This window comes from Peribacillus sedimenti (assembly GCF_046237635.1).
GTDB classification, from domain to species: domain Bacteria; phylum Bacillota; class Bacilli; order Bacillales; family DSM-1321; genus Peribacillus; species Peribacillus sedimenti.
Genome location: NZ_CP143547.1, coordinates 3609458 through 3633601 on the forward strand (window position 1 = coordinate 3609458; position 24144 = coordinate 3633601).

The window sequence follows — 24144 nt, forward strand, 5'->3', positions numbered from 1 at the left end:
ATAACCTTAAATGACAGGAAAGACTAAATTGATATTAATCCCAGTATGGCATTAGAAAACCGGAAACGCCGCTGTTTAAATGATCCCTCGGCCAAATTGCTGCACGCAATTCGGCAACGCTGAGTAACCCCACACTTGTGTGGCGTGCCCTGGCTTCGTCGGGACTCTTATATCGTTGCGTCGAAGCTAGACATCATTCAAAGTGAAAAGCATACATTTCCATAAAAAAAGAGATGGTCGCCCGTCCATCTCGCTGTGTCTTAAAAGGTGGACACAATTTTTCCTATCCTTAAACCTTTTCGATATGGAGTTCTTTTTCGTCACATAGGTTTACTATACCTCTTTTCGTCATAACAAGTGAGTTCAATGGATCATATCTATTGATCATGACAACTTTCGCAAATTGTCCATCCGTCAGGAGAACGGTTTTACCAACTAGAGTTTCCAGCATTTTATTCAGAAACACCAGCAAGATTCTGGGATCGAATTTCCCGAATGCGTCATTTTTCATTTGACTGATAACTTTGTAAAAAGGTAATGCGTGATGGTATATCCGTTCTGAAGACATGGCATGGAATGCATCTGCAATGGCAGTGATCTTAGAGAACAAATGCAGGTTATTTCCTTTTAGCTTCAATGGATACCCTTCCCCGTTCTCCCATTCATGATGCTGAAGCGCCGTAAGCGGAATGGAAAGCGGCAGATCCGGTTTTTGTTTAAGCAATTCGTAACCGTATATCGTATGCCGTTTCATGTCCTTATATTCTGAGTAGTTGAGCTTTCCAGGCTTTGTTAGAATATGTTGGCTTACTTGTGTTTTGCCAATATCATGCAATGTCGCAGCCAGGTTGAGGTCGGCAAGATCCTTTTTTCCGAGGCCGAGCCATTTGCCTATGAGTACAGAGATAATGCCCACATTGATATTATGACGGTATGTATATTCATCCTTCGATTGTACATGGCTCAACAAAAAGTAAATATGCGGAAGCTCTGCCGCTTCTTCAATAACTGGAAGGATATCGTTTTTGATATCGTTAACAGGAATTCGTTCCGTATCCCGGATTAAAAGGAACATTTCCTTCATGATCCTGACTGCAGCTCCCATTTTCGCACCGATCACTTCCATATTCTCATGCTGATTGGATAATAACTGGTCGTCTTTCAAATAGAATAACGTCTTTCCTTCATTCTCCTCTGCAAGCATGAATAACATCTGATCTATGTCTTCTATAGATAATTTGGAATACATTGTGTTGAAAGCTGGAGAAATTTTGTTCAATTTGTTTTCCCCCATATTCGTTTTTCTTCTTATATATTACCAAAAATACCCATCATTTGGTGATAATCGCTTGAAATATGTCCATTAAACATTCCTTCAAAAACTGACAAAAACAGCATTCCGGAAGTATCCGGAATGCTGGCTCTTACTGCTATTTCAATTTCATTCCTATTTCCTTAATCCGTTCCCCCACGGTACATTGTCTAATACAAAATTTATGCGCAAAACTGCGGCCATTTTCCTTTCTTAACGTACTGTATACGAAGCAGTCCTTGCAGTATTCTTCAAGCACCTGCTCGACTTCAGTCAAAATTAATTTACGGTCCATCTATTTATCTCCTTCTTCTTCGGTTAGGAGCAGTGCACTAGTAATGGATTCGCCATTCAGAGCCTGCGTAGCCAGTTTATCGGCTTCATGATTTTCTTTCCTTGGCACATGCTCGTACTCTGGAATAATGCCAAGCTGTTCTATTTTGGCTTCTATGCGGTCGAGCCACCTGTTAAGCTCCTCCTCAAAGCATGGCCATTCTCCGGAAAGCTGGTTCAATACAACCTGTGAGTCGCCTTTAATCCTCACCTTTTGATGATGCACACCAAGCTCTTGAAGCTGGTTAACCGCTTCATAACATGCGGCATATTCTGCTTCATTATTTGACAAGATCTCGGATAAACTCAGGTTTTTCCTGACACGCCATTCTTTTTTGCCCTGCCTGTAATATATGACTATGCCAATTCCTGTCCTTCCATTTTCCTTTTGGTAGCCGCCATCAAAGTAAACGGTCACATCCTGAGGTTCTTCTTCAATCTTCGTCAATAACTTTTTTAACTCTTTTTTATTCCAGGTTGTTCCTACTTCATCCTTAAACTCTATATTCTTTAGCCGCCCTGTCTTCTCAAGGTCGTCCGCGATCAGCAAAGCCTTTTCTGCCTGAATGAAGTCCGAAGTAAACGCCGCTTCAGGTCTTTTAGAACCCCCATATGTCCATAAGATTAAAACCTTCATATCAATCACCTACTGATAATAATTATCTAAAAAAAATAAAATATGCATTTTGATCGGAAGGACTATTTCAGTTACTCAAATGCAAACGAAAAGTTCCTGACAATAAATTTATAATGTATAATGGAAAGTGCGATTTTCTTTTTGGCGCCCTGCTTAACTGCCCTTATATAAAATGGCATATCAGTTATTCTACTGTTATAACCGATATGGAATGATTTAAAACCGCTTAGTTCATCATACTACTTTTTGATTTTTTGAGAAACGCCGAACCACAGATCAAACAGAAAATAACCGTGTAAAGGGGGACAAGGAATGATTGAAGTGTACATAGACGGAGCTAGTGCAGGAAATCCCGGGCCAAGCGGTGCAGGAATATTCATCAAGGGCAGCGGGTCTGTCGAGCGCCATTCCATTCCGCTGGGCACAATGGAAAACCATGAAGCTGAATATCATGCCCTCATCAAGGCTCTTGAGATATGTATAGAAAAGGGGTACCGCACCGTTTCGTTCAGAACAGATTCCCAGCTGGTCAGCCAGGCAATCGAGAAGGAATTCGTAAAAAACAAACGGTATTCCCCACTGCTGGAAAAAGCAATCGAGTTAAGCGGCAAATTTGATTTATTTTTTCTGAAATGGATTCCGGGCAGCGAAAATAAATCTGCTGATGAATTGGCAAGAAGGGCTATACGGCTAAATGAAGGTGAGCACTCATGAAAAGAACCTACGCTGCAGATCTGACTTTATTGTTTGTAGTATTTATTTGGGGAGCAACCTTTGTGATGGTGCAGAATGCGATTTCTTTTTTGGCACCTTTCACGTTTAACGCTGTGAGGTTTTTACTGGCGTTCATCCTGCTTTCAGCCTGGTATTTGTTATTTGGAAGAGGCTCTAAACCTGTCTGGACGAGAGATCTGGTGACCGACGGATGTAAAATAGGCATATGGCTTTTTCTGGGATATGCATTCCAAACAGTCGGCCTGCTTACTACTACCCCCTCTAAGGCAGGTTTCATCACCGGTTTGAGTGTCGTTCTTGTCCCTCTGTTTTCAATGATGCTGCTAAAACAGAAGCCATCGAAAAATGCACTCATAGGGGTAAGTGCTGCCACCACAGGGCTTTATCTGATGACGGTCGTGGAAAGCTCCACTTTAACCAGGGGGGATTTCTATGTATTTTTGTGTGCCATATCATTTGCACTTCATATCATCATGACTGCAAAATTTGCTTCAAAGCATCCTTCGCTGCCGCTGACCATGGTGCAGATTCTGACAGTTGCATTGCTTTCTGCTGTATCAGGGGTGATTTTCAATGAAAACACATCTGTTATTTTTAATGCCGAGGTCATGTTAAGGACGGAAGTATGGATTGCTTTGACTGTAACATCTGTTCTTGCTACTGCTTTTGCGTTCCTGGCCCAGACTTATTTTCAGGCATTTACTTCAGCCACCCGCGTTGCTTTGATTTTTGCGATGGAACCCGTTTTCGCTGCCATAACGTCGTATTTCTGGGTAAATGAACGACTAACGGCGGCAGCTATTATTGGATGCTTATTTATCTTCGCAGGGATGATCTTTGCCGAGCTGCCGTCAAAGCCGAAATCGAAGAAAAATACCGTACTTTCTAATGAAATATAAAATCAAATGACTCCAGCCGACAGGATTGGAGTCATCATCATTATATATAAGTCCAAAAATATTTAAAGCAGGTTGCGTTCCTTAGCAAATGATTCAGCCTGGGAACGGGATTTCACATTGCCGTGCTTCATGGCTTCGAGCAGTGATACATAAAAGCTGCCATCAAAATGCTTTTGTGCTTTAAGCGTCATTTCAATGGCCATATTCACCAGGAAGTCACTCGCATTTGTGTAATGCTTGCCAAAAAAAATAAACCCGATAGCATCCTCCCCAAAAGTAAAACCCTTGGATTCCAAGTACTCAATATATTCTTCCACTGTCTTCTCCACTGTCTTCTCCACTGTTGTTCACTCACCAGCCCTCATTGCCATTTCCCTCCTCCATATTACCGTAAATCGTACATTTTGCCCATAGCCTTTTCTACAAAACTTGCCAACATAGGTTTCAATTCTATGGCAAAAATTAAACATGGGAGGTGTTTTGAGATGAGCAAAAATAGAAATCGCGGGACAGCGGCCTTCAGCGGAGTTAACCCACAAGGATACACGAACACAACTGAAAGAGTGAGCAATCCAAAAAGCGAGCTGGAAAATAAAGCGAAGAAGGAAAACACACGAAAATAGCACTGGTAAAGGCCGCCAGTTCTCAACATGGCGGCCCAATTTTATATTATATGATTCTCTGCAAGCTTTTAAATTCGTACTCTTTAGCCATTTTTACAACCTTATCCCTGTCATATCTGTAAACAGCATTTTCCAGAGAACAAAAAATGGGTACATCACATTTAATTTCAGCAAGCTTCCTGGAGAGATGGAGCATTTCTACAGCCACTTCGATCTTTGCACGCTGGGCGTTCGATAAAGCATGCAAATTTTCGAGGATTCCATCAATGCTCTCGTACTGGATCAGCAGCTTCAGAGCAGTTTTTTCCCCTATGCCCTTTACACCGGGATAATTATCTGATGGATCACCCATTAGCGCTTTTAAATCGATCATCTGCCGAGGTGTTATTCCTTTCCACTCATAGAACGTATTCGTATCATGGATTTCGTAATTTCCGAACCCCTTTTTCAAGAGCACCACTGAGATGTTTTCATCTAAAAGCTGAAGCATGTCCTGGTCGCCTGTGAGGATGTGTATCTTGCTGTGTGACATGGAAGCCTTTGCGATTGTTCCAATACAGTCATCCGCTTCATATCCGGACAGACCGATATTCGGTATATCGAATGCTTCTACAGCTTCCTTTACCAGAGCGAACTGAGGAAGCATTTCCACAGGCGGCGTTGACCGGTTTGCTTTATAATCCGTAAACAATTCATTTCGAAATGTCTGGCTGCCCATATCCCAGCAGACGGCAACATGCGTCGGTTTAAAATAGTCAACAGCAGTAAGCATGTGTTTCAGAAAACCTTGTACCGCATTTGTTGGCAGACCCTTTGAATTAATCATAAACTGTCCTGTTACCGCCGTTGCATAAAAAGCTCTGAATAATAAGGCCATCCCATCAACGAGCATAAATGTCGGCAGCTGTTTTTCTTCACTCATAATTTCCACACCTCACGAAATACAGCCCGGCAGGCGGGCTGTTAAATGATCTATTTAATAAAAGGCTATTGATTGCAGTTAAAGGGGCTGCGAGCTCCCCTGCGGGGTCTCAAATGTCCCGCTGCCCTGGCAACACTCTTTGCGCCCGAAACGAAGATCAAAAATCATCAAATTGCCAGAAACACTATTACCTATTATATCATATATTCTATACATATAACAGAGCAACCTGGGGGCTTGGTCCAGCTTCCTTATGATGACTCGTTCCTCCCATCTACACTGGCTATTTCGTTTTCATCATGAGAAATCCAATCACTGAAACTTCCTATGTATATTTTCACCTTATCGAAGCCAGCTTCTTTCAGCGCCACAAAATTAGGAGCAGCCGTAATCCCGGAGCCGCAATATACCACAATTTCATTTTCGGCAGAAATATCTTTGAACCTGCCCTGCTGCTCTGATCCTCGTAAATAATGCCCGTTCTTTAGCCCTTGTGTCCATACCTTATTGACGGCACCAGGAATATGTCCTGCCTTTTTATCGATCGGTTCCTCGATTCCCAGGTATCTTTTTTCCTCCCGGGAATCAAGCAAAACCACATTGCCCGGACCTACCTGGCTGATTCGCTTTACTTCTTCATATGAAGCATAAATGGAAGAATCAATTCGAATATCATGTTTTGTGCTGGCATAAACTGGTCTATCATCGTCAGTCGGCAATCCAGCAGCTTTCCAGGAGGATATCCCTCCGTTCAGTAAAAAGCAATTTTTGTGGCCAATATAAAGAAGAAGCCAAATCAACCGGGCCGGACAAGTCCTGCTCCGTATCAAAATAAACCGCGCCTCTAATATGCTCCTTTTCATATTGCTCTTTGCCGAAATCCGGGTTGCCCAATAAAAATCTGCAGTCTGCGAATTTCAGATCGTTATGTGATTTCATTAACGAAACAGCCTCAGAAACTTCTATCAATAATCCCATTCCAGTGCTCCCCTTTCATCTACAAATCGAGTATGTTCCAAATAAGATCATTAAGTCGGTGTTCCATGCTGATACCTTCCGGTAAGTTATTTATTTCAGCCTTTATACCAGTTAAATGTTCTGCAATAATCGTAAAAGTCCTCCTAGAGAAGTCTGATCAGGAATACGATGGTTTCTTTTATAATGAAAATTCATATCCAGCAATTCGCTGATTGGCCCCTTGATCTCTACATGTGCCAGCAGGTCCCTCACCGACAGTGGAGGCAGCTTGCGATGCTGCAGAATGAATAGGCACATTAAGAAACAGCGGCCAGCCTGCACCAGAGTTTTGTGCGATTTTGGATCATTCATATCTTTCTTTTGTAAAAGGGCGATATTCCTGGCTGCCATATTAAAATAGTGCCTGCCAAGCGTCCTAAGAGAATAATGGTCATTGATTACCCCCTTTAAGGCAGCAGTGAACTCATTTTCCGGAAAAAGTTGCTTTGAAAAAAACCATTCATACAATGCAGGATTGCTTTTTTGAAACAGCCTTGCAGTCTTGAAAAGATCCCAGCCCTCTATCTCATGCAAATGATCTGTATAGCTTATTAATTCCTTTGGTGGGTTTATCGACAAATAGGAATGAAGTCTGTTGTATTTATAAATAAATCTTATGTCCTTATCAGACCTATCAGATTGCAAGTGAAAAGAATGGCTGCCGGTTTCAGCAGCCATCAAAATGGAAAGTTCATATTTTTCCTGCAACTCTAATAACAGCGTCTTTGTATCCTTCTTGATAAAGCATATCCTCCTATTCCAGCATCATTTCTATTTCCCGAGAAATCTTTTCATAAAAAGGTATGTCAATCGATTGGCTTAGAACGGAATGCAGGCCTTCGTATATCTCCTCCAGCTCAGCTTCGAAAGCAGACTGGAACCCATTCACATTTTGCGTATATCTTGAACAAAATTCAGTATACATCCTGTCAGCCTGTACAGCTGTGTAGTCCACAGCAGGTTCTTCGAGAGATCCCTGAAGTGCCTCCATCATGCGGATTTTTTCATTCTTTTCGAAAAAGGCCTTTGGGTTCTTAAATAGAGATAGCTCTCCCTTAAAATCTGAGTCGGTAAGCTGCTCAAACGCGGGTACAAATTCCATAGTTTTTTCACCTGGAATTTCATACTCCCGAAGATCAAGGCTGCTTCTGACTTCCTTCAGCTTTTTCAGCATTCCAACCTGTTTTTCCTGTAAAAGCCGTTTAGTGTACATTTCTGTTCTCAATGCGGTGGCCCTCATTTCCTGAGCGAGGTCAAAACCAATAGCCTTTAGGAAATCCATCAAGGCTTTCTTTAGTTCAATTTTGATATCTCTCCCATCGTCCTTTAAAACTGCTGGATTGAATGATTCCTTAAAGAAATCGGAAAACCTGAAGAACACCCTCTGCTTACTATAAAAGGCAAGCTCATCTACTTCTTTTCTGAGGCGCAGGAGATCTGGATCAATGACGATATTATTTACAATATCGCCGACATGTCCCCGCTCAATATCCAGATCCTTTATTGCCTGTTTCTTTTGCTCTTCATCCTGCTTTGCAGTCTTAACGAAATTATCAAGCAGAAGCCTTGTCCTATTTATAGCATTTCGGGCCGCTGTTATGGCAAGGTCTGTCAGATCATCCTCGATGAACCGGTTAAATTGCGACTGGAAGTCATGGATACCGCTATCGCGCAGAAAATGATGTTGGAAAGTTCCCTGTTTAGTTTTCTCCATGAGAGCCCCCTTGCTGGAGAGAGGGAAAAGCTTGGGATGCCTGATCCCAAAACCGCCCAGCTGGCTCTGTACATATTCATATACTTCCTGAAGCTCATCTTTCGTATTTGCAAGATCGACCGCATTTATGATGAAGAACATCTTATCCATTGCAAAAGAATCTTTAACACGTCCGAGCTGGATGAGGAATTCCCTGTCCGCCTTGGAAAATGGGTGGTTATAGTAGGTTACAAACAAAATCGCATCGGCATTCTTGATGTATTCAAAGGCTGCTCCTGTATGGCGGGCATTAATTGAGTCTGCTCCCGGAGTATCAACCAGTACCATCCCCTGCTTTGTAAGTTCGCAGTCATAATATAATTCAATAATGTCAACAAAACACGATTTTGTTTCCTCTGCAGCAAACGCCCTAAAGCCCTCCAGATCTACAATGAGCTCCTTGCCAAGAGAATCTTTCAATTCAGGCAGGCCATAATAAAATGCCTTTAAAAATGACAGGTGTGTTTTTGCCCTGTTTTCGCTTTCTTTGGACTTGATCACTTCTTCAGTCTTTTCCATAGCCCTTTCCAGTGTATCCGCTGACATGTCAAAGGCCGTCAATGCGATCGACGCATCAGCCAGGAGCATATCTGCTGTTTTCAATCTTACTCGTGCAGTTCCATGGCGGTTTTCGGAATCCGAGGCTTTGATGCGATTGATAGCAGCGGTAGTAGGATTAGGAGACACAGGCAACACACTTTCCCCCATCAATGCATTCGCAAAGGAAGATTTTCCGGCGCTGAACGCCCCAAACAATGCAACCGTAAAGGTTTGATTCTCTAGGCGGCTTGCTTTTTCAGACAATTCCTTAGTAAGTGACTGGAATCCCTTTAGTTCTTTAACCTTCAAAGATGTTTCTTTTAGAAGTGATGCTGTTCTTAGAAGCTTTTCTTTACCCGATAAGCCGACATTTTCAGAAGCTGTTTGGGGATTTTGCTTCATTTGCTCATGTTCGATGAACTGATCATCTTCATCATTACTGTGATGTATTTTTTCAAAAGGAAGATTGTCGGTTTTTTTGATAATGACATATTTTTCTTCATTCAGCCAATGGCTGACAAGCTTTTCCGCTGTGCCAGGATCCGTCCAGCCTTCCTCCAGCAGACTGAATAGTTCAGTTTTCGTCTCTATTATTTTGCTATTAAGTTTCTCAACCACTTCAAAGGATTCCTGATAGGAGGAGTAATGTAACAGCTGTTTTTCCACCTGCTGCTTAACCATATCAGCCTGATTTTCCAGGAATTCAATCACCATACCCAGGAATGTTGCTGCTCTGTCTCTAGCTATTCGTTTAATGGCAGTGGCCAGATCATTTGTATAGTTTAAAATAAACTCACCAGTAATATGTGTCTGTGCCTTGATGGAGCCTTCAAACACCGACGGAGAAATCTCAAGGGAAATATCCTGTGCAGCTTTTTCTAGAATCGGATCCTGAATATCCTGCTTTTTCAGGGTATTCACAGCCAGTTCCTTGAGATGCCATTCAAGCTGTGTTTTCGTCTTCTCCTGCAGGTCCTGCACCAATGCGTCCTGCCGTCGGCACCGTTCTTGCTCGGTCTTATTCTTGGAGAATAATAACCCTACTTTAAAGTCCGGCCTTAAAGATTCAAGATAATCTCTCGCTAAATCACGTGTAGCAGCTGGCATGATGTAGGCATTCTTTAAGATTGTTTCGAGCCCCGCTTCATATTCTACTTTCACTGATCCCGCCGCTGCTTCAGCTTTCTCTTGCTGTATTCTAAGCTCTTTCAGCTGAATCTTAAGCTCTGTTTTTTCGCCTTCGGAAAGTTCTGATAATATCCCAATCTTTGCGGCGTTTTCTTCATCCAGCTTTTCCCTCACCCATTGTAAGTGGTTATCAATCAGCCTTTGTGCAGCTAGCACGGCACCTGATCGGTTTTCTTCACGCAGAATGTTCGCTCTATTAATGATGAAATCCCGAAGTCCATTTATCTCATTTAATTCAGAATCCAGGTCTGTCAACGAAGTGTAGAAAATGCCATCTGGGTATACCTGCCAGTTGTGGAATGCCTCGATTACGGATAATCTGAAGTCATCGAAGCTAAGTTCGTTTTCATCGTGTTTATCAATCATATTAATTACTAAAAATACAGGCTTCTTCTCATCGATCAGCTGCTTAGTGAAATGAAAGTTAACTTCAGATTGGACATGATTATAGTCCATAACATAGAATACTGCGTCCGCAAGATGGAGAGTCGATTCCGTGGCAACTCTGTGAGCATCATCCGTAGAATCTATACCTGGAGTATCCAATACGGTGCAGTGTCCAGGCAAAGGAAAATCAGAGGAACTGATGGTTACCCCTGAAATATTCTCCCCATCCTTGCAATAGTTTTTTATCGTTTGAAAGTCATAGGGCGCCGGAAATAGGACTGTATTTTCCGTATAGGAATAAACCTTTGCGTAATCTTCCCCCTTTTGAAGCTTTACCGTATTCGCGCTGGTCGGTATAGGGCTAGAAGGTAGTATTTTTTTTCCCATCAGGTAATTGATCATACTGGACTTCCCTGCGGAAAAATGCCCGCAAAAAGCAATGGAATATTCTTCATTAAAGACCTTTAAGATGAGCTGTTTCATTTTATCAGCGTTATTGTGATCGCCGGCATCCATGAATTTTTGATATAGGTATGATAATTTGCCCAAAAGTTCTTCTTTTGTACTTATATTTAAAATCATTTAAGATATCCCCTTATTGTTCATTCATTGTCAGTACCCCACTATTGTAAACCAATTCTGAATTCTTCTCTATAATAAACGATTAAAAATCATTCCGTCCGTTCTTGTGTTAAAAGGACAAAAAAAATAACCAGGCAGTTCACCTGGTGGTTTGGACAGTCAAATATCTTTCACGCTCCACACTCTTACGTAAATCTGCATCTGCTGATTTGCGCACTGGCTGCTGAATGTTTGCGAATATATATTTTAAACAGAATAAATAGGAAACGACAGTTAATAGAACAAAAATCCATGCCATGTAAAACACCGTCCTTTACAGATCTGTTTCTTCTTGAGAATCGTTTTCATCTACAATTAGAATCATATCATCAATGATAATCATTTTCAATAACTAAACGAAAAGTTAAGATTTTTCTTTCAATTCGAAAATTGTCTCTCCTGCTGCCGTTCCTTCTCATTTGGGTCCATGGGGTTATTATTTTGGCGTTAGCTGTAATGAGGCATCTGTTAAAGCCGTCACTTGTGGAAAGTCAGCCAAATCCCTCCCGCCCTGTGCGCCTGACAATGCTGACGAGCCATGTCCTGTGGGCCTAACAATGCTTACAACCATGTCCTGTAGGCATAGGAAAGCTGATTGCCCGCGCTTCCTGCGAGTTCTGGCAACGCCGATGTTAGCACGTCCATGTGCGCAAAAGAGCCCAAACAATGTTGGACTCTTCAAAAGAAATCAAACGGATCACATATGAAAACAAATATCAGAAGCCGTGAATCGTCATTCCGCCATCGGCAAAAATTGTCTGCCCGGTTATATAACTTGACGCATCTGCAGCCAGGAATACAGCTGGGCCAACAAGTTCTGGAAGTTCTCCCACCCTCTTGAGAGGGGTAACCGCAAGAATTTCGCTGACATATTTTTCATCCTTAAGCAGATTTTCTGTAAGCGGTGTATTAAAGTACCAAGGCCCAATGCTGTTGACCCGGATACCATACTGTCCCCATTCCATTGCCAGAACCTTTGTCATCTGAATCATTGCAGCCTTGGTAGCTGCGTACACTACCCCTGTACGTAAAGCCACTTGCCCGGCAACGGATGCAATCGAAATGATGCTTCCTCCCGATTCTTGCTCTTTCATGACTCTTCCCGTTTCCTGTGACATCATGAAAGCAGATTTAAGGTTGGTATCCATGATGGTTTTCCATTCATCGTCAGTTACTTCCAGCGCTTTTGAGCGAATATTCATTCCTGCATTATTAACAAGGATATCAATTTTTCCAAAGTGCTCAGCTGTATTATGTACTGCAGCCTTTACCTGCTCCCTGTCTGTAACATCTGTCACAGCTATGTAAGCCCTTTGTCCAGCCTGTTCTATCAGGCGTGCTGTTTCTTCCAGGTCGGATTCAGTTCTGGCAAGTACAGCTACATCTGCTCCGGCTTCAGCGAGCCCGATTGCAATCGCTTTTCCAATCCCCTTTCCCGCACCGGAAACGATTGCTGTTTTTCCATCTAAACGAAACGAAGGCAAATACATCTTCAAAACCCCTGTCTGATATATAAATTATGAAACGTATCATTATGTTTACATGTAAAACAATAATTTTCAAACTTCACGTACTGCCCATTTCAAAAAGGAATTCCTAAACAAGAAAAAATTGCCCTCGAAAGGACAATTTTTTCTCTTAATCATTTGTAATATTCTGTTGATTCTGGACATTGATCTTGATCAATTGGAAGTCCTGTTTTCCGCAAATAGGGCAGACAGTCTCTTCATTGTATAAAGTCCTGCAATGCAAGCAATATTTTTTCTCCATCCTGTTCACGATCCTTTACTGGATATTATTTTTATTCTATTCAAGCAGGATGAACATTGTGCCAGTCCTTATATGTAAATTCAGAAATCGGGCATAATCGTAAAGCCTCTACAGCACGGCAAGTATTACTCCTCCTGCTTAATATCAAGCACCTTTCCATTCACATTTCCAGTCGCTCTAATTTATAGACTACTTCTTCTCGTTCATATCAGAGGATTCCTTCAATATTTATCTGATTTAGAAAAAATAAACCAGCCTTATATTGGGTAATATTTACGCTATTTTCGATAGCTGCCCCAAACTTCACAGATAATTCACAAGTACCTCGTCAACATTGTGATAAAAATCACTGTTATATCAATTTTTTACTATTATCATGTTGTTAACACAACGATTGAACAATTTGTGAAGTACAAAAAACCAGCTAGAAACCCGCAAATTGTTTTGTATTATGAGGATGTACTCATATCTTTCATTCATTTTAAGAAAGGAGTGAAACCAATGGCAAGCCCGAAATTAAAAACCAAGACCGCAATAAAAGAGGATGTTCATTCTTCCTTGAAAGGTACTCTTGCGTCTGTTTTTCTGTTAGGCACTATCCTGATTATTACGTGGGTGAGTGTCTACATCTTATTCTTAGATCGCTTATAGAAAGTAGAGGGGAATACTTATGCACATGCATAAACTTGAGAAACTATGGCTGATATTCGGAGTTTGTACGCTTTTGATATTTCTGACAACCCTTGGTGTAAGTGCCTTCTATATGGGAAATAAGCCACCCAGTTGTTTAACCACCATTGACCCTGCAAAGATTGACACGGCCAAGCCATTCGACAAACCGGGCTTGCACAAAGTGGAAGGAAAGGATTGGGAGTATGAACTGGTATTCGTTGCATCCGCTTTTTCGTATAATCCCGCAAAAGTGGAAATCCCAAAAGGGGCCAAAGTAAAAATATTAGCGACAACAAAGGATGTCATCCATGGTTTTGAAGTGGCGGGGACGAACATTAATATGATGCTTGAACCAGGGTTTGTGAGTGAGTATGTTACAACCTTCAACAAACCAGGTGAATTTCTACTATTATGCAATGAATACTGCGGTGTGGGTCACCATATGATGAATTCAAGAATTGAGGTGGTTGAATAATGCTTACATCTATCGCAGCACAAAAAGTTGACCACAAGGACGCCAAGCTTGCAATGGCCCATTTTTATGTAGCTTTCACAGCCCTGGCACTGGGAGGACTTGCGGGTCTGTTGCAGGTTCTGGTCCGTTCTGGAAGGTTCGAGCTTCCAGCTCATATTACCTACTATCAGGTTTTGACCGTTCATGGGGTATTATTGGGGCTTGTCCTGACGACATTCTTTATTCTAGGGTTCCAATTCTCTGCCCTCAGCAGGACTGTAGGATCATTGTCCAAAAAAGCACGCATGTTTGGCTGGACCGGGTTCTGGTTAATGACTATCGGCACAGCTATGGCTGCCGCAATGGTCCTGCTAAATAAAGCTACTGTTCTGTTTACATTCTATGCTCCGCTTCAGGCGCACCCTATATTCTACATCGGGTTGACCCTTATCGTTATAGGCAGCTGGATCGCAGGCGGGTCCATGATTTCTTCTTATATTAGATGGAGGAAGCATAACCCTGGCAAAGTAAGTCCGCTATTAAGCTTTATGGCCGTAGTAAATACTTTGCTCTGGATTGTGGCTTCCATTGGTGTGGCAGCCACCGTGCTATTTCAAATGCTACCGTGGTCACTTGGACTTGTAGACACCATTGATGTTCTGGTTAGCCGTACTTTATTCTGGTATTTTGGCCATCCTCTTGTATATTTCTGGCTGCTTCCAGCTTATATGTGCTGGTATGTTATCATTCCAAAAATCATTGGCGGGAAAATCTTTTCCGATTCCCTGGCACGAATGACGTTTATCCTGTTTTTACTATTTTCAATCCCAGTCGGCTTCCATCATCAGTTAATGGAACCAGGCATTGATCCGGCATGGAAATTCCTGCAGGTTATCTTAACCTTTCTTGTTGTGATTCCATCTCTTATGACAGCATTTTCTTTGTTTGGGACATTCGAAATGTATGGACGGCAACAGGGCGCCAGAGGGTTATTTGGCTGGCTGAAAAAGCTTCCATGGGGTGACGCTAGGTTTACTGTTCCTTTTATCGGAATGGCCGCATTTATACCCGCAGGAGCAGGCGGTATGGTCAACGCATCCAATCAATTGAATCAGGTGGTTCACAATACTATCTGGGTCACTGGACATTTTCATTTAACTCTTGCTACCAGTGTGGTATTAACTTATTTTGGAATTGCATACTGGTTAATCCCCCATCTTACTGGCAGGTTATTGACGAAAAAAATGAACAGGCTCGCAATCATTCAGGGCGTACTTTGGGCAATCGGAATGACATTCATGTCAGGTGCCATGCATGCGGCAGGCCTCCTTGGCGCACCTCGCCGTTCTTCATTCTCGACATATGGGGATTCTGGCCGGGCGCTGGAATGGATCCCTTACCAGATTGCTCAAGCTGTAGGCGGCACGATCTTGTTTATTGCTATAATACTTGTATTAATCATTTTCATTAATCTGGCATTCTTTGCACCAAAAGGCGAACAGGAATTCCCTGTTGGTGAAGCAGCCGATCATGCTGAAAAAACGCCATTAATATTTGAAAATTGGAAACTATGGCTCGGCATAACCGTTGTTTTAATCCTATTTGCCTATACGATTCCGTTCATTGATATGATTCAAAACGCACCGCCAGGTTCCAAAGGCTATAAACTTTGGTAACAAAATGGCTCCCGGATAATAAAATCTGTTGCTAAAATAGCAGCTCTGCTAAGTGAGATTTCTAAGGTATGTTCACCTGACACCAAGAGCATATCATGATGGGAGCTGCTATTCTATTATCTGATTCTGCGAGATAAAAATATCGAGTTACATTGATTGCAGTTAAACAAATCCTATTGTTCAATGCCTTTTTCATCAATTAGACGGTTACATTTTGAAGGTAAGACACTATATGCCGCAGCAGCAGCCAATATGATAATAGCCCCCAACAGCTGCGTTATGGATAGGGTCTCGCCAAATATACATATGCCTAACAGCATTGCGGTTACAGGTTCTACTGTTGATAGGACTGCCGCTTTGCTGCCCTCCAGCTGCCCGAGCCCCCAGGTGTATAGCAGATATGCAAAAACAGTGGAAATTGCCGATAAACCTACAATAGCGATTAAGTTTTTTATTTGGATTACTGCTTCAGCCTTACCCCATAGTTTTGTTAACGGGAGCAGAAAAATAGCAGCAGTAGTGAAAGTATAAAATGTAATCGTATAGCTTCCATACTTCCTTAATGCAAGTTTACCAAATATGCTGTATAGCGCGTAGCCAATTCCTGACCCAATCCCAATTATATAGCCCAGACCACTTCCTGTTGAAAACGGGTTCCCTTTTAGGCCCGCTATTAAAATGATCCCTGCTACAGTACAAGCTAATAAAATGCATTTCCTTGCCGTTACCTTCTCTTTAAAAAACAACGCTGAAAATAGCATGACAAATACTGGGGAAGTGTAGAGCAGTATAACGGCCGTTGATACTGACAGAAGGTTCATGGCGGTAAAATAACACCAGTTAAAAAAAACGATACTGACAATACCGGTCCCAAAAAATAAAGGCAAATCTTTATAGCTTACTTTTAAAACAGTATTCTGCCGGAATATCGATAGAATGAGCAGGAAAGCACAGGAAAACAATGTCCTCAGCGCCACAATTTCCAGCGACGAGAAACCTGCGGAAGACAGGCTGTTTACAAACAAACCGATTATGCCCCATAGGAACGCTGCTAATAAAACGGCTAACACCGGATAATATTTTCTCATATCTATGGCCTTTCTAACAGTAAAGGGGTGATTTCTCACCCCTTCCATTACTCGCTTCTATAATTGGTATACTTTTGAGTATTTGTCTTCCAGATAATCAATTAAGTATTTCGCGTTCAACCCTTCACCAGTAGTGGATTCCAGGATTTCCAGCGGCATTTTCGTTTTTCCGTATTTGTGAATTTTTTGATTGAGCCATTTTCGGATTGGCTCCACATTGCCATCCGCCAATAAATCATCGAAATTTGGCAGGTCCTTTATTATGGTATTTTTAATCTGTGCTGCATACATATAACCCAATGCATATGAAGGGAAATAACCGAAGCTGCCTCCAGCCCAGTGTACATCCTGCAGCACACCTGTCGAATTACTGTCCGGTGTGACTCCCAGATATTCCTGATATTTTTCATTCCATACTCTTGGAAGTTCCTTGACTTCCAATTCCCCATTAAAGATGGCCTTCTCGATTTCATAACGCACCATAATATGAAGGGGATATGTAAGTTCATCAGCATCGACCCTGATTAATGAAGGCTTAGATTCATTGATGGCTTTATAGAAATCCTCTACTTTTACATTTTCAAACTGGCCGGGGGCATATTGGTTGAGCAAATCATAGTTCTTTTTCCAGAAGCTGAAATTCCTTCCAATGAAATTCTCAAAGAAAAGAGATTGGGATTCATGAATTCCCATAGAAGTTCCGCTATCAAGAAGAGTTCCTGTCAGGTCCTTTGCAATATTTTGTTCATAAATGGCGTGACCTGCTTCATGGATCGTTCCAAATATAGCACCCCGGAAGTCATTTTCATCATAACGGGTAGTTACACGGACATCTCCAGGATTTAGTCCTGTTGCAAATGGATGTACCGTTTCATCAAGGCGGCCAGCCTCGAAGTCATAACCTAGCTGCTCCAGGATTTCCAGGCTGAAATTCACTTGTTTCTCCTTCGGAAAATGCTTGTACAAGAATGAAGTCTCAGGCTTGTGTTCGCTTTCTGCTATACGCTGAACCAACGGAACAATCCGTTCTCTCAATTCTCCAAATACCTGGTCTAAAACTTCAACAGTCACTCCGGGTTCATACATATCCAGGAGAGTGTTATATTTGTTACCTTCATAACCCCAATATTCAACAAATTTCCTTGTATAATCCACAATCTCTTCAAGGTATGGCTCAAATAAAGCCCAGTCATTGTTTGCCCTGGCTTCTTCCCATACACTCTCTGCCTTTGATTGCAGTATAACGAAGGCTTTATATTCATCAGCAGGAATCCGTTTATTTCTGTCATATTGTTTTTTGCATTCCTCAACCATCTTATTGGTGATTTCAGAAAGTGAACGTTTCGCCTCCACAGAAGAAAGATTGGCAATAAAAGCAGCCATATCCTCACTTGTCGACATATTAAATACCTCAGCGGACAGCATTCCCACTACTTCAGAGCGCTGTTCCACCCCTTTTTTCGGGGCACCTGTCCGTAAATCCCAATAAATCAAAGAAATCGCTTCTCCATATGCAGCGATTTTTCTTACATAATCAAGGAACTCTTTTTCTAGCTTTTGAATTGTGGCAGTCATAATTTACCCCCTTTTTGATTTCCGAACTTATTTTATCATATAATGAAGTAAATAGATTCCATTTTTTAAATAGTCCTATATTTCAAACAATGGAGGGCGAGTCAATGATTGAACATGTTGGCAGATGTTCAATATGTGGAGAAACCATATTTTGCAGAGACGGATTTCTCGACGGGGTGATAACAGAACAAAGCATCCTTTGTTTTTCATGCGCCGAGCACTCCGAAGAAACAGGGGGATAATGATCAGCAAACTTTGAAAGAAAAGGAGACAAAAAATGAGCAGTGTTATTCCATTGACTGAAGAGTATTTTCGTTCTGCTATAAAGCTGTCCGAATATGCCTTTCAATATTCAGTGCCAGAGGAAAAAATAGAAGAGCGGCTGGAACACCTCAGGCAGAACCACAAACTGTTCGGCGTGGTGCAGAATGGAGAACTGGCCGCTAAGCTTCATTTGATTCCTCTGGAAAGCTTCTTTGGCGCAAAAAAAATCAAAATGGGCGGTATTGCCGGGGTTGCAACCTTCCCAGAATATCGAAGAAAGGGCTATGTCAAGGATTTGTTGACGTATACATTGGAATACATGAATGATAACGGCTACTTAGTTTCCATGCTCCATCCCTTTTCCGTTCCGTTCTATAGAAAATATGGCTGGGAACTATACACAAATAAACTGATAGCAACCCTTAAAAAGCGGGACTTAATTCAAATGAAGCCAGTGAATGGATACATAAAAAGATTTCGAAAAGAGCAGCAGTCGAATGAAATGGAGGCTGTGTACAAGCATTATGCCGCTCAGTTCAACGGCATGCTCAACAGGACTTCTGAATGGTGGAAGAGATCAGTGTATGGCGACCAATTTGCTGCATTATACTTTTCATCAGAAGGTACTCCTACTGGATATCTTTTATATGAAATAAAAGATAACAAGCTTGTTATCGAGGAATTCGCGGCTCTCGATCCAGAAGCCCGTCATGGACTATGGAATTATATTTGTCAGCATGATTCGATGGCAGAGGAAGTCACGATTACCATGCACGAGAATGAGCCGTTGTTATTCATGCTTATGGAGCCTAGAGTGAAAGCAGAAGTGAAACCGTATTTCATGGCCAGGATTGTCAACATTGAAAAATTTCTGCAAGAATACGATTTTCAAAGAATTCATCTTACCAAAGAACTCGTCCTGAACATTACCGACTCGTATGCGGAATGGAATAACCGCAGCTTTGTAATAGGCGCAGGGGGAGTTGAAGTAAGTTTTCACGAAAAGCATCGGGACATTGATTTGGACATCGGGGCGCTGACAACGATTCTATTTGGTTACAAACGCCCATGTGAATTAGCGGCTGCAGGTTTGATTACAGGAGAAAAGGAAAAGATTCAACTCTTTGAGGACATCGTTCCTCTACGCAAGCCATTCATGTATGATTTCTTTTAAGGCGAGGATTAGCAAGCGCCATTTCTAAAAAGCAGGTTATTTTATAGTTACAGAAAAGCAGCAAACAGGATGGTTCAGCTGAAGTGATTCGATAAAGTTTGACACAGGTATTTCAGTAAGCGGCTAACTGGGCATGGACCCGAAATTGTACCGGGCTCATGCCCTTTAGCTTTGCTTTAATCCATTTTGGTTATAGTATTCCATGTATTTTTCCAGTTCCCGTAAAAAGGACTCTACGCTTTCAAATTCCTTGAGGTAAGGAAATTCCCATTGCCGTCATACCAAATAAATTTTCCATAACAGCGTTGTCGTACCTGTGACCTTTACGGGACCTGCTTTGTGTGATGCCCCGTTGATTTAGGGAAAGCTGGTTCTTCATCTGATATGCCAGCCCTGATTTGAATGAATCCGAAAGATCCCCCCACCCGTTAGCCTCTCAAAAGCTTGTTCCAACTTAGTGGAAACCAGTGACGACGTTGATCATGCTCCGATTGTGATAATTTCGCCATTAATTATATCCAAGCTTGGCAATAGGTATAGATTGAAGGATGTCCCATTTTCGTTCATATAATGAAGTACATCCAGTTTATATTGTACGCTGTAAGATGTATAGCGTTTTCCAAAAGCACCTCGCGATCGAACTCATATTAATAAATCCCATTGTGGAATACACCAGAATTAACACCAATTGATTTAGCCACCCATCTGACCCCTTCATTATCAGGTAGATGTCTGTTAACTGCTTGTAATTTTCCTTCCGAAGTAAGTTTGGCCATTAAAAAAACTGCACCCCAATTGTTAGACACATCTAACAATTGGAGATGCAGTTCAATCCCGGCTGTTGCCCTTTTTATTGCTGATTATAGCGATGTGGGGAGTACAGCAAGAATATGATCCAGAACATTTTGAGAAAGATTCTTCTCCGTCAAGATGTGCACGGTTCCTCGGTCCGAAGATGTCCGGATTAAGCGGCCAATCCCCTGCCGCAAACGAAGCAGCATATAGGGGAGGTCGACTTGCTCGAACGGCTGGGCCGCTCCTTGTCTTTTTGCCTCAAATACCGGATCCTTTGGAGGGAACGGCAATGAAAATATAATAACATTGGTAAGAGAATCCCCTGGAATATCCAGGCCTTCCCACAGATGATAAGACAGCAGCACAGATTCCTCTTGTGCCTGGAATTTCTTCACCAAGTCGCTGATTTCTGCCTCGCCTTCAAAATAAAACGGATAAACTGAGGCTGGCCTGTTGGCTTTAAACCATTCAAGGTCCTCCTTGGACTGGAACAGCACCAATGTCCTCCCTTGTGCTTCTTCGATACTGTTAACAGTATATTGCATTTTTGCGAGGCGGTCATTCCGTTCGAATACAGGCATTTTAACCGCCATGTTTTCTTCATAGTCGAATGGCGAATCTACCGAAAAGCTCGTATACGCCTTGATCCCCAGACTTTCTGCAATATAATCGAAAGATTTGTTCTGCGACAGTGTGGCCGAAGAGAAGATATAAGGGATTTTTTTAGAAAAGACCTCCTCAGCAAGAATATCCTTAACCAACCTTGGCATAATTACGAATGTTTTCGAACCTTCGTGATTTTCAAACCAGGTGACAGCCTGTTCATTTTTTAAGAATAGAGCAAGCGAGTAGCCAAGCTGTTCCAGATATTCCTCTGTCACCTTGAGGTCATATTCATTGATCGTATACATTTCCGCTTCAAAAACAAGGCTTTCTTCCAGCTCTTCTACTTTGTTATGAAGCTTTCTCACTGCCTGGATAACTTCTTGATTGACAGGAATCTGAGATCTGTTCGAACCTGACACTTCAACTGCATTCTTCTCCAGGGTATAAAATAAATCTCTGTTTATTTCGATAAGATCTTCAATAATATATAATGTTTCATCCCTGATATCATTTGCCGTCAATGATTCCAAAATTGCTTCAAGAGTCGCTTCACCAATTTTATAGGTAAGTGCCTTCTGTGCAGCAAATTCTAAGAGATGGCCTTCATCAAAAATTACACAGCTATGCTCTGGCAATAGCGGAAGCTGGCCTTCCCGCTTGCGTTTATCCTTTGTCCAAATATGTTCCATAAAGAAGTCATGCGAGCATATGATCAGATCAGTGGATTTACGGTAGTAGTCCCTGGATAATGTCTGACCGCACCGGTGCCGCAATTCGCATGTAAAACAATTCTGCAGCTGGTCCCATCCAACTTTTTCCCAGTCCTCATCACTCACATAAGGATATTGTTTCCTGTCCCCGTATGGACTGTAAGCGGACATGGAGGAATTATCATGGACGAACTTTGGAAGCTCATCATACAGCTGGTCAATAGCTTCCGAATCATAAGTGTTTACAGCATGATTCAGCTTCTGTAAGCAAAGATATTGATCATGATATTTGGCAAGGCGAACATCAACAGAGATGCCAAGAGCCTCTTTGATTTTTTGGATATCACCCTCTTCTTTGACAAGCTGCTCAATCAAAGTCTCATCCGCACAGGAAATTATGGCGGGTTTATTTGTATATCTTGCATAACTAATCGCATAAAGCAGGTATACAAGAGTTTTTCCTGTACCTACTCCTGCTTCGGCAAAAGCAATGTTTTTCTCTTTAAAGGCTTTCTCAAGCTGAAAAGCCATAAAAATCTGTTCATCACGTTCTTCAAAACCCTTTTCCGGAAGAATGTCATAAAAAACATCCCCAATCCACTCAGATAGTTTATCGTAGAAGGAATCTTCCTTTGTTACTTGAAAAGGCAGCGTTTGCAGCATTTATGTCTCCCCTTTTAATTGCATATAGAGCAGTATTCTAGTAAATCAAACCAAAATTTTATTATCTAATAATGACCTTATTATGTCAATACATACAAAAAAACGCCGGCTTTTTCTCAGAACATAGGAATGGATATAACATTCCTGTTCCGAGAAAAAGCCGGGATTTAAACTAGATTTTAATCATCAAGTCCCTTGTCTCTTTGGAGATGAAAGGACAAAGCATCAAAGAGGTTCTTTTCTGCTTCCTTTAATCCGTCCATCCCCTTTAGGTTTTCATCCGTTCGCAATGATTCGTACGATGTATAAAGGGCTCTGGTAATCATTTCAAAATCGAGTAATCTTATGTCCATTGATTTCATCCCCCTCCTATTCCTAAAACAAAGATAAATTTATTATATGCGGAACGGACTCTGGGAATTCCGTAAAAACAATGATAAAACCACTTAGTTGAACACAAATAGACTCAAATCGGCTGAAGCCATTATGCGGTACTCCGCTATCCCTATACTGGAGAGATAAACCGTCAAACACACAAAGCCGGTATGCAATATTAAAACAGGGAAATCATGATTCCAAGCCGGAATGCGTTTAATCCTGCTGAAGGCGCGGCGGCCGTTTTCCCCAGTACTGATAATAATCCGTCCTGATAAATCCGTTAAAGAGCTTACGTTTTTTAGTGGCTTGCTTGCCATAGTGGTTTTCGAATTCAGGGTGGGAGGTAATGATGTATACGGACCAGGTATCGAGCTTTGAAAAGGCTTGTCCCATATCTTTGTACATTTGCTCCACCGCTCTTTTCTCTCCCAACCTTTCTCCATAAGGAGGGTTCCCTACAATCACACCGTATTCCTTTTTGGACGTAATATCTTTGACCTGCATCTGTTTAAATTGAATCAAATCGCCAAGCCCTGCTTCAATGCTGTTTGCTTTTGCAATTTCCACCATCCTGTGATCTATATCATAGCCTGATATGTCAAGGGGCTGATCGTATTTAGCCAGATCCTCGGCTTCAATTCTTGTCTGTTCCCATATTTCATCATCCATCCATCCCCAGCCTTCAGACACAAATTCCCTGTTAAATCCTGGCGCAATATTTTGTCCCATTAAGGCTGCCTCTATTGCTATCGTTCCCGATCCTGTAAAGGGATCAATGAACGGTTTGTCTGGATGCCAATTTGTCAGCATTACCAGGGAGGCAGCGAGCGTTTCTTTCATAGGCGCTTCGCCCTGCCCTGTTCTGTATCCGCGGCGGTGCAATCCTTGCCCGCTGGTGTCGATTGTGATAGTTGCTATATCCTTTAGAAGAGAAACTTCAATTTTGAATAATGCTCCTGTTTCTTCAAGCCAGGATGTTTTTTTGTAAGATTTTTTCATCCTGTCCACAATTGCTTTCTTTACGATGGCCTGGCAGTCAGATACGCTAAATAATGCTGACTTTACTGATTTTCCGCTAACCGGGAATTCTGCATCCTCCGGCAGATAATCCTCCCAATTGAGAGCCTTGGTGTTTTCAAACAACTGATCAAAAGTTGTTGCCTTGAAGTCCCCGACTTTTATTTTTACCCGGTCCGCTGTCCTTAACCACATGTTTGAACGGGCTATGGCAGTGGCATCTCCTCTATACGTGACTCTTCCATTTTCAACTGTACATTCGTAACCAAGATTTCTTACTTCCTTCGCCACCAGCGCTTCCAACCCCATTGCTGATGTGGCTATTAGTTCAAATT

21 protein-coding genes and 2 pseudogenes are annotated in these 24144 nt (G+C 41.9%); 7 read left to right on the top strand and 16 right to left on the bottom strand.

The annotated features are described in order from the left end of the window. Positions 1-289: 289 nt before the first annotated feature. The 3 genes from V1500_RS17705 to V1500_RS17715 all read right to left on the bottom strand — a co-directional run bounded on the left by V1500_RS17705 (position 290) and on the right by V1500_RS17715 (position 2282). On the bottom strand, positions 290-1279 hold the full coding sequence (locus V1500_RS17705) for an HD-GYP domain-containing protein (RefSeq protein ID WP_409301273.1): 990 nt from the start codon (positions 1277-1279) through the stop codon (positions 290-292). A gap of 151 nt (positions 1280-1430) precedes the next feature. Then, positions 1431-1607 (bottom strand): zinc-finger domain-containing protein, encoded by a 177-nt coding sequence (locus V1500_RS17710; protein ID WP_409301275.1) that lies wholly within the window; start codon positions 1605-1607, stop codon positions 1431-1433. Further along, entirely contained in the window at positions 1608-2282 is a 675-nt protein-coding gene (locus tag V1500_RS17715) for a reverse transcriptase-like protein (RefSeq protein ID WP_409301276.1), read from the bottom strand. Positions 2283-2594: 312 nt separating this feature from the next. Here V1500_RS17715 and V1500_RS17720 point away from each other — a divergent pair, with 312 nt between their 5' ends. Together V1500_RS17720 and V1500_RS17725 are read left to right on the top strand one after the other, a co-directional pair. Beyond that, positions 2595-2996 (top strand): reverse transcriptase-like protein, encoded by a 402-nt coding sequence (locus tag V1500_RS17720; RefSeq protein ID WP_409301278.1) that lies wholly within the window; start codon positions 2595-2597, stop codon positions 2994-2996. Beyond that, the gene (locus V1500_RS17725) at positions 2993-3916 is read left to right on the top strand and encodes a DMT family transporter (protein WP_409301280.1); all 924 of its coding nucleotides are present in this window, start codon (positions 2993-2995) and stop codon (positions 3914-3916) included. The genes V1500_RS17720 and V1500_RS17725 overlap by 4 nt, the downstream gene beginning before the upstream one ends. A 62-nt stretch (positions 3917-3978) precedes the next feature. On the opposite strand, the gene V1500_RS17730 is transcribed toward V1500_RS17725, so the two are convergent. Next, a complete protein-coding gene (locus tag V1500_RS17730; RefSeq protein ID WP_409301282.1) occupies positions 3979-4245 on the bottom strand; it encodes a DUF6123 family protein in 267 nt (88 codons plus the stop codon). 156 nt (positions 4246-4401) lie between these two features. Here V1500_RS17730 and V1500_RS17735 point away from each other — a divergent pair, with 156 nt between their 5' ends. Beyond that, complete coding sequence (locus V1500_RS17735; protein WP_409301284.1) at positions 4402-4539, top strand: small, acid-soluble spore protein L; 138 nt, start codon at positions 4402-4404, stop codon at positions 4537-4539. 46 nt (positions 4540-4585) lie between these two features. On the opposite strand, the gene V1500_RS17740 is transcribed toward V1500_RS17735, so the two are convergent. From V1500_RS17740 to V1500_RS17765, 6 genes and pseudogenes are all read right to left on the bottom strand, one after another. After that, a complete protein-coding gene (locus V1500_RS17740) occupies positions 4586-5461 on the bottom strand; it encodes a 5'-3' exonuclease H3TH domain-containing protein (protein ID WP_409301286.1) in 876 nt (291 codons plus the stop codon). Positions 5462-5712: 251 nt separating this feature from the next. Then, positions 5713-6400 (bottom strand): annotated as a pseudogene (locus V1500_RS17745) (sulfurtransferase). A gap of 150 nt (positions 6401-6550) precedes the next feature. Further along, positions 6551-7186 (bottom strand): DNA polymerase beta superfamily protein, encoded by a 636-nt coding sequence (locus tag V1500_RS17750; protein ID WP_409301288.1) that lies wholly within the window; start codon positions 7184-7186, stop codon positions 6551-6553. Positions 7187-7232: 46 nt separating this feature from the next. Further along, positions 7233-10928, bottom strand: a complete 3696-nt coding sequence (locus tag V1500_RS17755; RefSeq protein WP_409301290.1) for a dynamin family protein — start codon at positions 10926-10928, stop codon at positions 7233-7235. 139 nt (positions 10929-11067) lie between these two features. After that, entirely contained in the window at positions 11068-11226 is a 159-nt protein-coding gene (locus tag V1500_RS17760) for a hypothetical protein (protein WP_409301292.1), read from the bottom strand. A 457-nt stretch (positions 11227-11683) separates the two neighbouring features. Continuing rightward, positions 11684-12457 (bottom strand): SDR family NAD(P)-dependent oxidoreductase, encoded by a 774-nt coding sequence (locus V1500_RS17765; RefSeq protein ID WP_409301293.1) that lies wholly within the window; start codon positions 12455-12457, stop codon positions 11684-11686. Between the two features lie 781 nt (positions 12458-13238). On the opposite strand from V1500_RS17765, the gene V1500_RS17770 reads away from it, so the two are divergent. Genes V1500_RS17770 through V1500_RS17780 form a run of 3 tightly spaced genes read left to right on the top strand, consistent with a single transcriptional unit; the run spans position 13239 to position 15539 of the window. After that, a complete protein-coding gene (locus V1500_RS17770; protein ID WP_409301295.1) occupies positions 13239-13388 on the top strand; it encodes a cytochrome c oxidase subunit 2A in 150 nt (49 codons plus the stop codon). Positions 13389-13407: 19 nt separating this feature from the next. Beyond that, complete coding sequence (locus V1500_RS17775) at positions 13408-13884, top strand: cytochrome c oxidase subunit II (RefSeq protein ID WP_409301297.1); 477 nt, start codon at positions 13408-13410, stop codon at positions 13882-13884. After that, positions 13884-15539 (top strand): b(o/a)3-type cytochrome-c oxidase subunit 1, encoded by a 1656-nt coding sequence (locus V1500_RS17780; protein WP_409301299.1) that lies wholly within the window; start codon positions 13884-13886, stop codon positions 15537-15539. Before V1500_RS17775 ends, V1500_RS17780 begins: the two co-directional genes overlap by 1 nt. Positions 15540-15712: 173 nt before the next feature. Here V1500_RS17780 and V1500_RS17785 read toward each other — a convergent pair whose 3' ends face one another. Together V1500_RS17785 and V1500_RS17790 are read right to left on the bottom strand one after the other, a co-directional pair. Beyond that, positions 15713-16627, bottom strand: a complete 915-nt coding sequence (locus V1500_RS17785) for a DMT family transporter (RefSeq protein ID WP_409301300.1) — start codon at positions 16625-16627, stop codon at positions 15713-15715. A gap of 57 nt (positions 16628-16684) precedes the next feature. Beyond that, complete coding sequence (locus V1500_RS17790; RefSeq protein ID WP_409301302.1) at positions 16685-18202, bottom strand: carboxypeptidase M32; 1518 nt, start codon at positions 18200-18202, stop codon at positions 16685-16687. Positions 18203-18479: 277 nt separating this feature from the next. Here V1500_RS17790 and V1500_RS17795 point away from each other — a divergent pair, with 277 nt between their 5' ends. Further along, entirely contained in the window at positions 18480-19640 is a 1161-nt protein-coding gene (locus tag V1500_RS17795; protein WP_409301304.1) for an enhanced intracellular survival protein Eis, read from the top strand. 112 nt (positions 19641-19752) lie between these two features. Here V1500_RS17795 and V1500_RS17800 read toward each other — a convergent pair. The 4 genes and pseudogenes from V1500_RS17800 to V1500_RS17815 all read right to left on the bottom strand — a co-directional run. Next, positions 19753-20180, bottom strand: a pseudogene (locus V1500_RS17800) (IS3 family transposase); the annotation flags it as partial. Between the two features lie 320 nt (positions 20181-20500). Beyond that, entirely contained in the window at positions 20501-22414 is a 1914-nt protein-coding gene (locus tag V1500_RS17805; RefSeq protein WP_409301306.1) for an ATP-dependent DNA helicase, read from the bottom strand. A 179-nt stretch (positions 22415-22593) separates the two neighbouring features. Beyond that, complete coding sequence (locus V1500_RS17810) at positions 22594-22767, bottom strand: hypothetical protein (protein WP_409301308.1); 174 nt, start codon at positions 22765-22767, stop codon at positions 22594-22596. A 238-nt stretch (positions 22768-23005) separates the two neighbouring features. After that, a complete protein-coding gene (locus V1500_RS17815) occupies positions 23006-24118 on the bottom strand; it encodes a class I SAM-dependent RNA methyltransferase (RefSeq protein WP_409306030.1) in 1113 nt (370 codons plus the stop codon). Between the last annotated feature and the right edge of the window lie 26 nt (positions 24119-24144).

Coding starts and splice junctions, on each gene's coding strand:
- V1500_RS17780 (WP_409301299.1), top strand. CDS start 13,884: ATGCTTACATCTATCGCAGCACAAAAAGTTGACCACAAGGACGCCAAG.
- V1500_RS17770 (WP_409301295.1), top strand. CDS start 13,239: ATGGCAAGCCCGAAATTAAAAACCAAGACCGCAATAAAAGAGGATGTT.
- V1500_RS17790 (WP_409301302.1), bottom strand. CDS start 18,202: ATGACTGCCACAATTCAAAAGCTAGAAAAAGAGTTCCTTGATTATGTA.
- V1500_RS17815 (WP_409306030.1), bottom strand. CDS start 24,118: ATGGGGTTGGAAGCGCTGGTGGCGAAGGAAGTAAGAAATCTTGGTTAC.
- V1500_RS17760 (WP_409301292.1), bottom strand. CDS start 11,226: ATGGCATGGATTTTTGTTCTATTAACTGTCGTTTCCTATTTATTCTGT.
- V1500_RS17810 (WP_409301308.1), bottom strand. CDS start 22,767: ATGGACATAAGATTACTCGATTTTGAAATGATTACCAGAGCCCTTTAT.
- V1500_RS17785 (WP_409301300.1), bottom strand. CDS start 16,627: ATGAGAAAATATTATCCGGTGTTAGCCGTTTTATTAGCAGCGTTCCTA.
- V1500_RS17735 (WP_409301284.1), top strand. CDS start 4,402: ATGAGCAAAAATAGAAATCGCGGGACAGCGGCCTTCAGCGGAGTTAAC.
- V1500_RS17740 (WP_409301286.1), bottom strand. CDS start 5,461: ATGAGTGAAGAAAAACAGCTGCCGACATTTATGCTCGTTGATGGGATG.
- V1500_RS17755 (WP_409301290.1), bottom strand. CDS start 10,928: ATGATTTTAAATATAAGTACAAAAGAAGAACTTTTGGGCAAATTATCA.
- V1500_RS17765 (WP_409301293.1), bottom strand. CDS start 12,457: ATGTATTTGCCTTCGTTTCGTTTAGATGGAAAAACAGCAATCGTTTCC.
- V1500_RS17805 (WP_409301306.1), bottom strand. CDS start 22,414: ATGCTGCAAACGCTGCCTTTTCAAGTAACAAAGGAAGATTCCTTCTAC.
- V1500_RS17725 (WP_409301280.1), top strand. CDS start 2,993: ATGAAAAGAACCTACGCTGCAGATCTGACTTTATTGTTTGTAGTATTT.
- V1500_RS17795 (WP_409301304.1), top strand. CDS start 18,480: ATGAGCAGTGTTATTCCATTGACTGAAGAGTATTTTCGTTCTGCTATA.
- V1500_RS17720 (WP_409301278.1), top strand. CDS start 2,595: ATGATTGAAGTGTACATAGACGGAGCTAGTGCAGGAAATCCCGGGCCA.
- V1500_RS17710 (WP_409301275.1), bottom strand. CDS start 1,607: ATGGACCGTAAATTAATTTTGACTGAAGTCGAGCAGGTGCTTGAAGAA.
- V1500_RS17775 (WP_409301297.1), top strand. CDS start 13,408: ATGCACATGCATAAACTTGAGAAACTATGGCTGATATTCGGAGTTTGT.
- V1500_RS17715 (WP_409301276.1), bottom strand. CDS start 2,282: ATGAAGGTTTTAATCTTATGGACATATGGGGGTTCTAAAAGACCTGAA.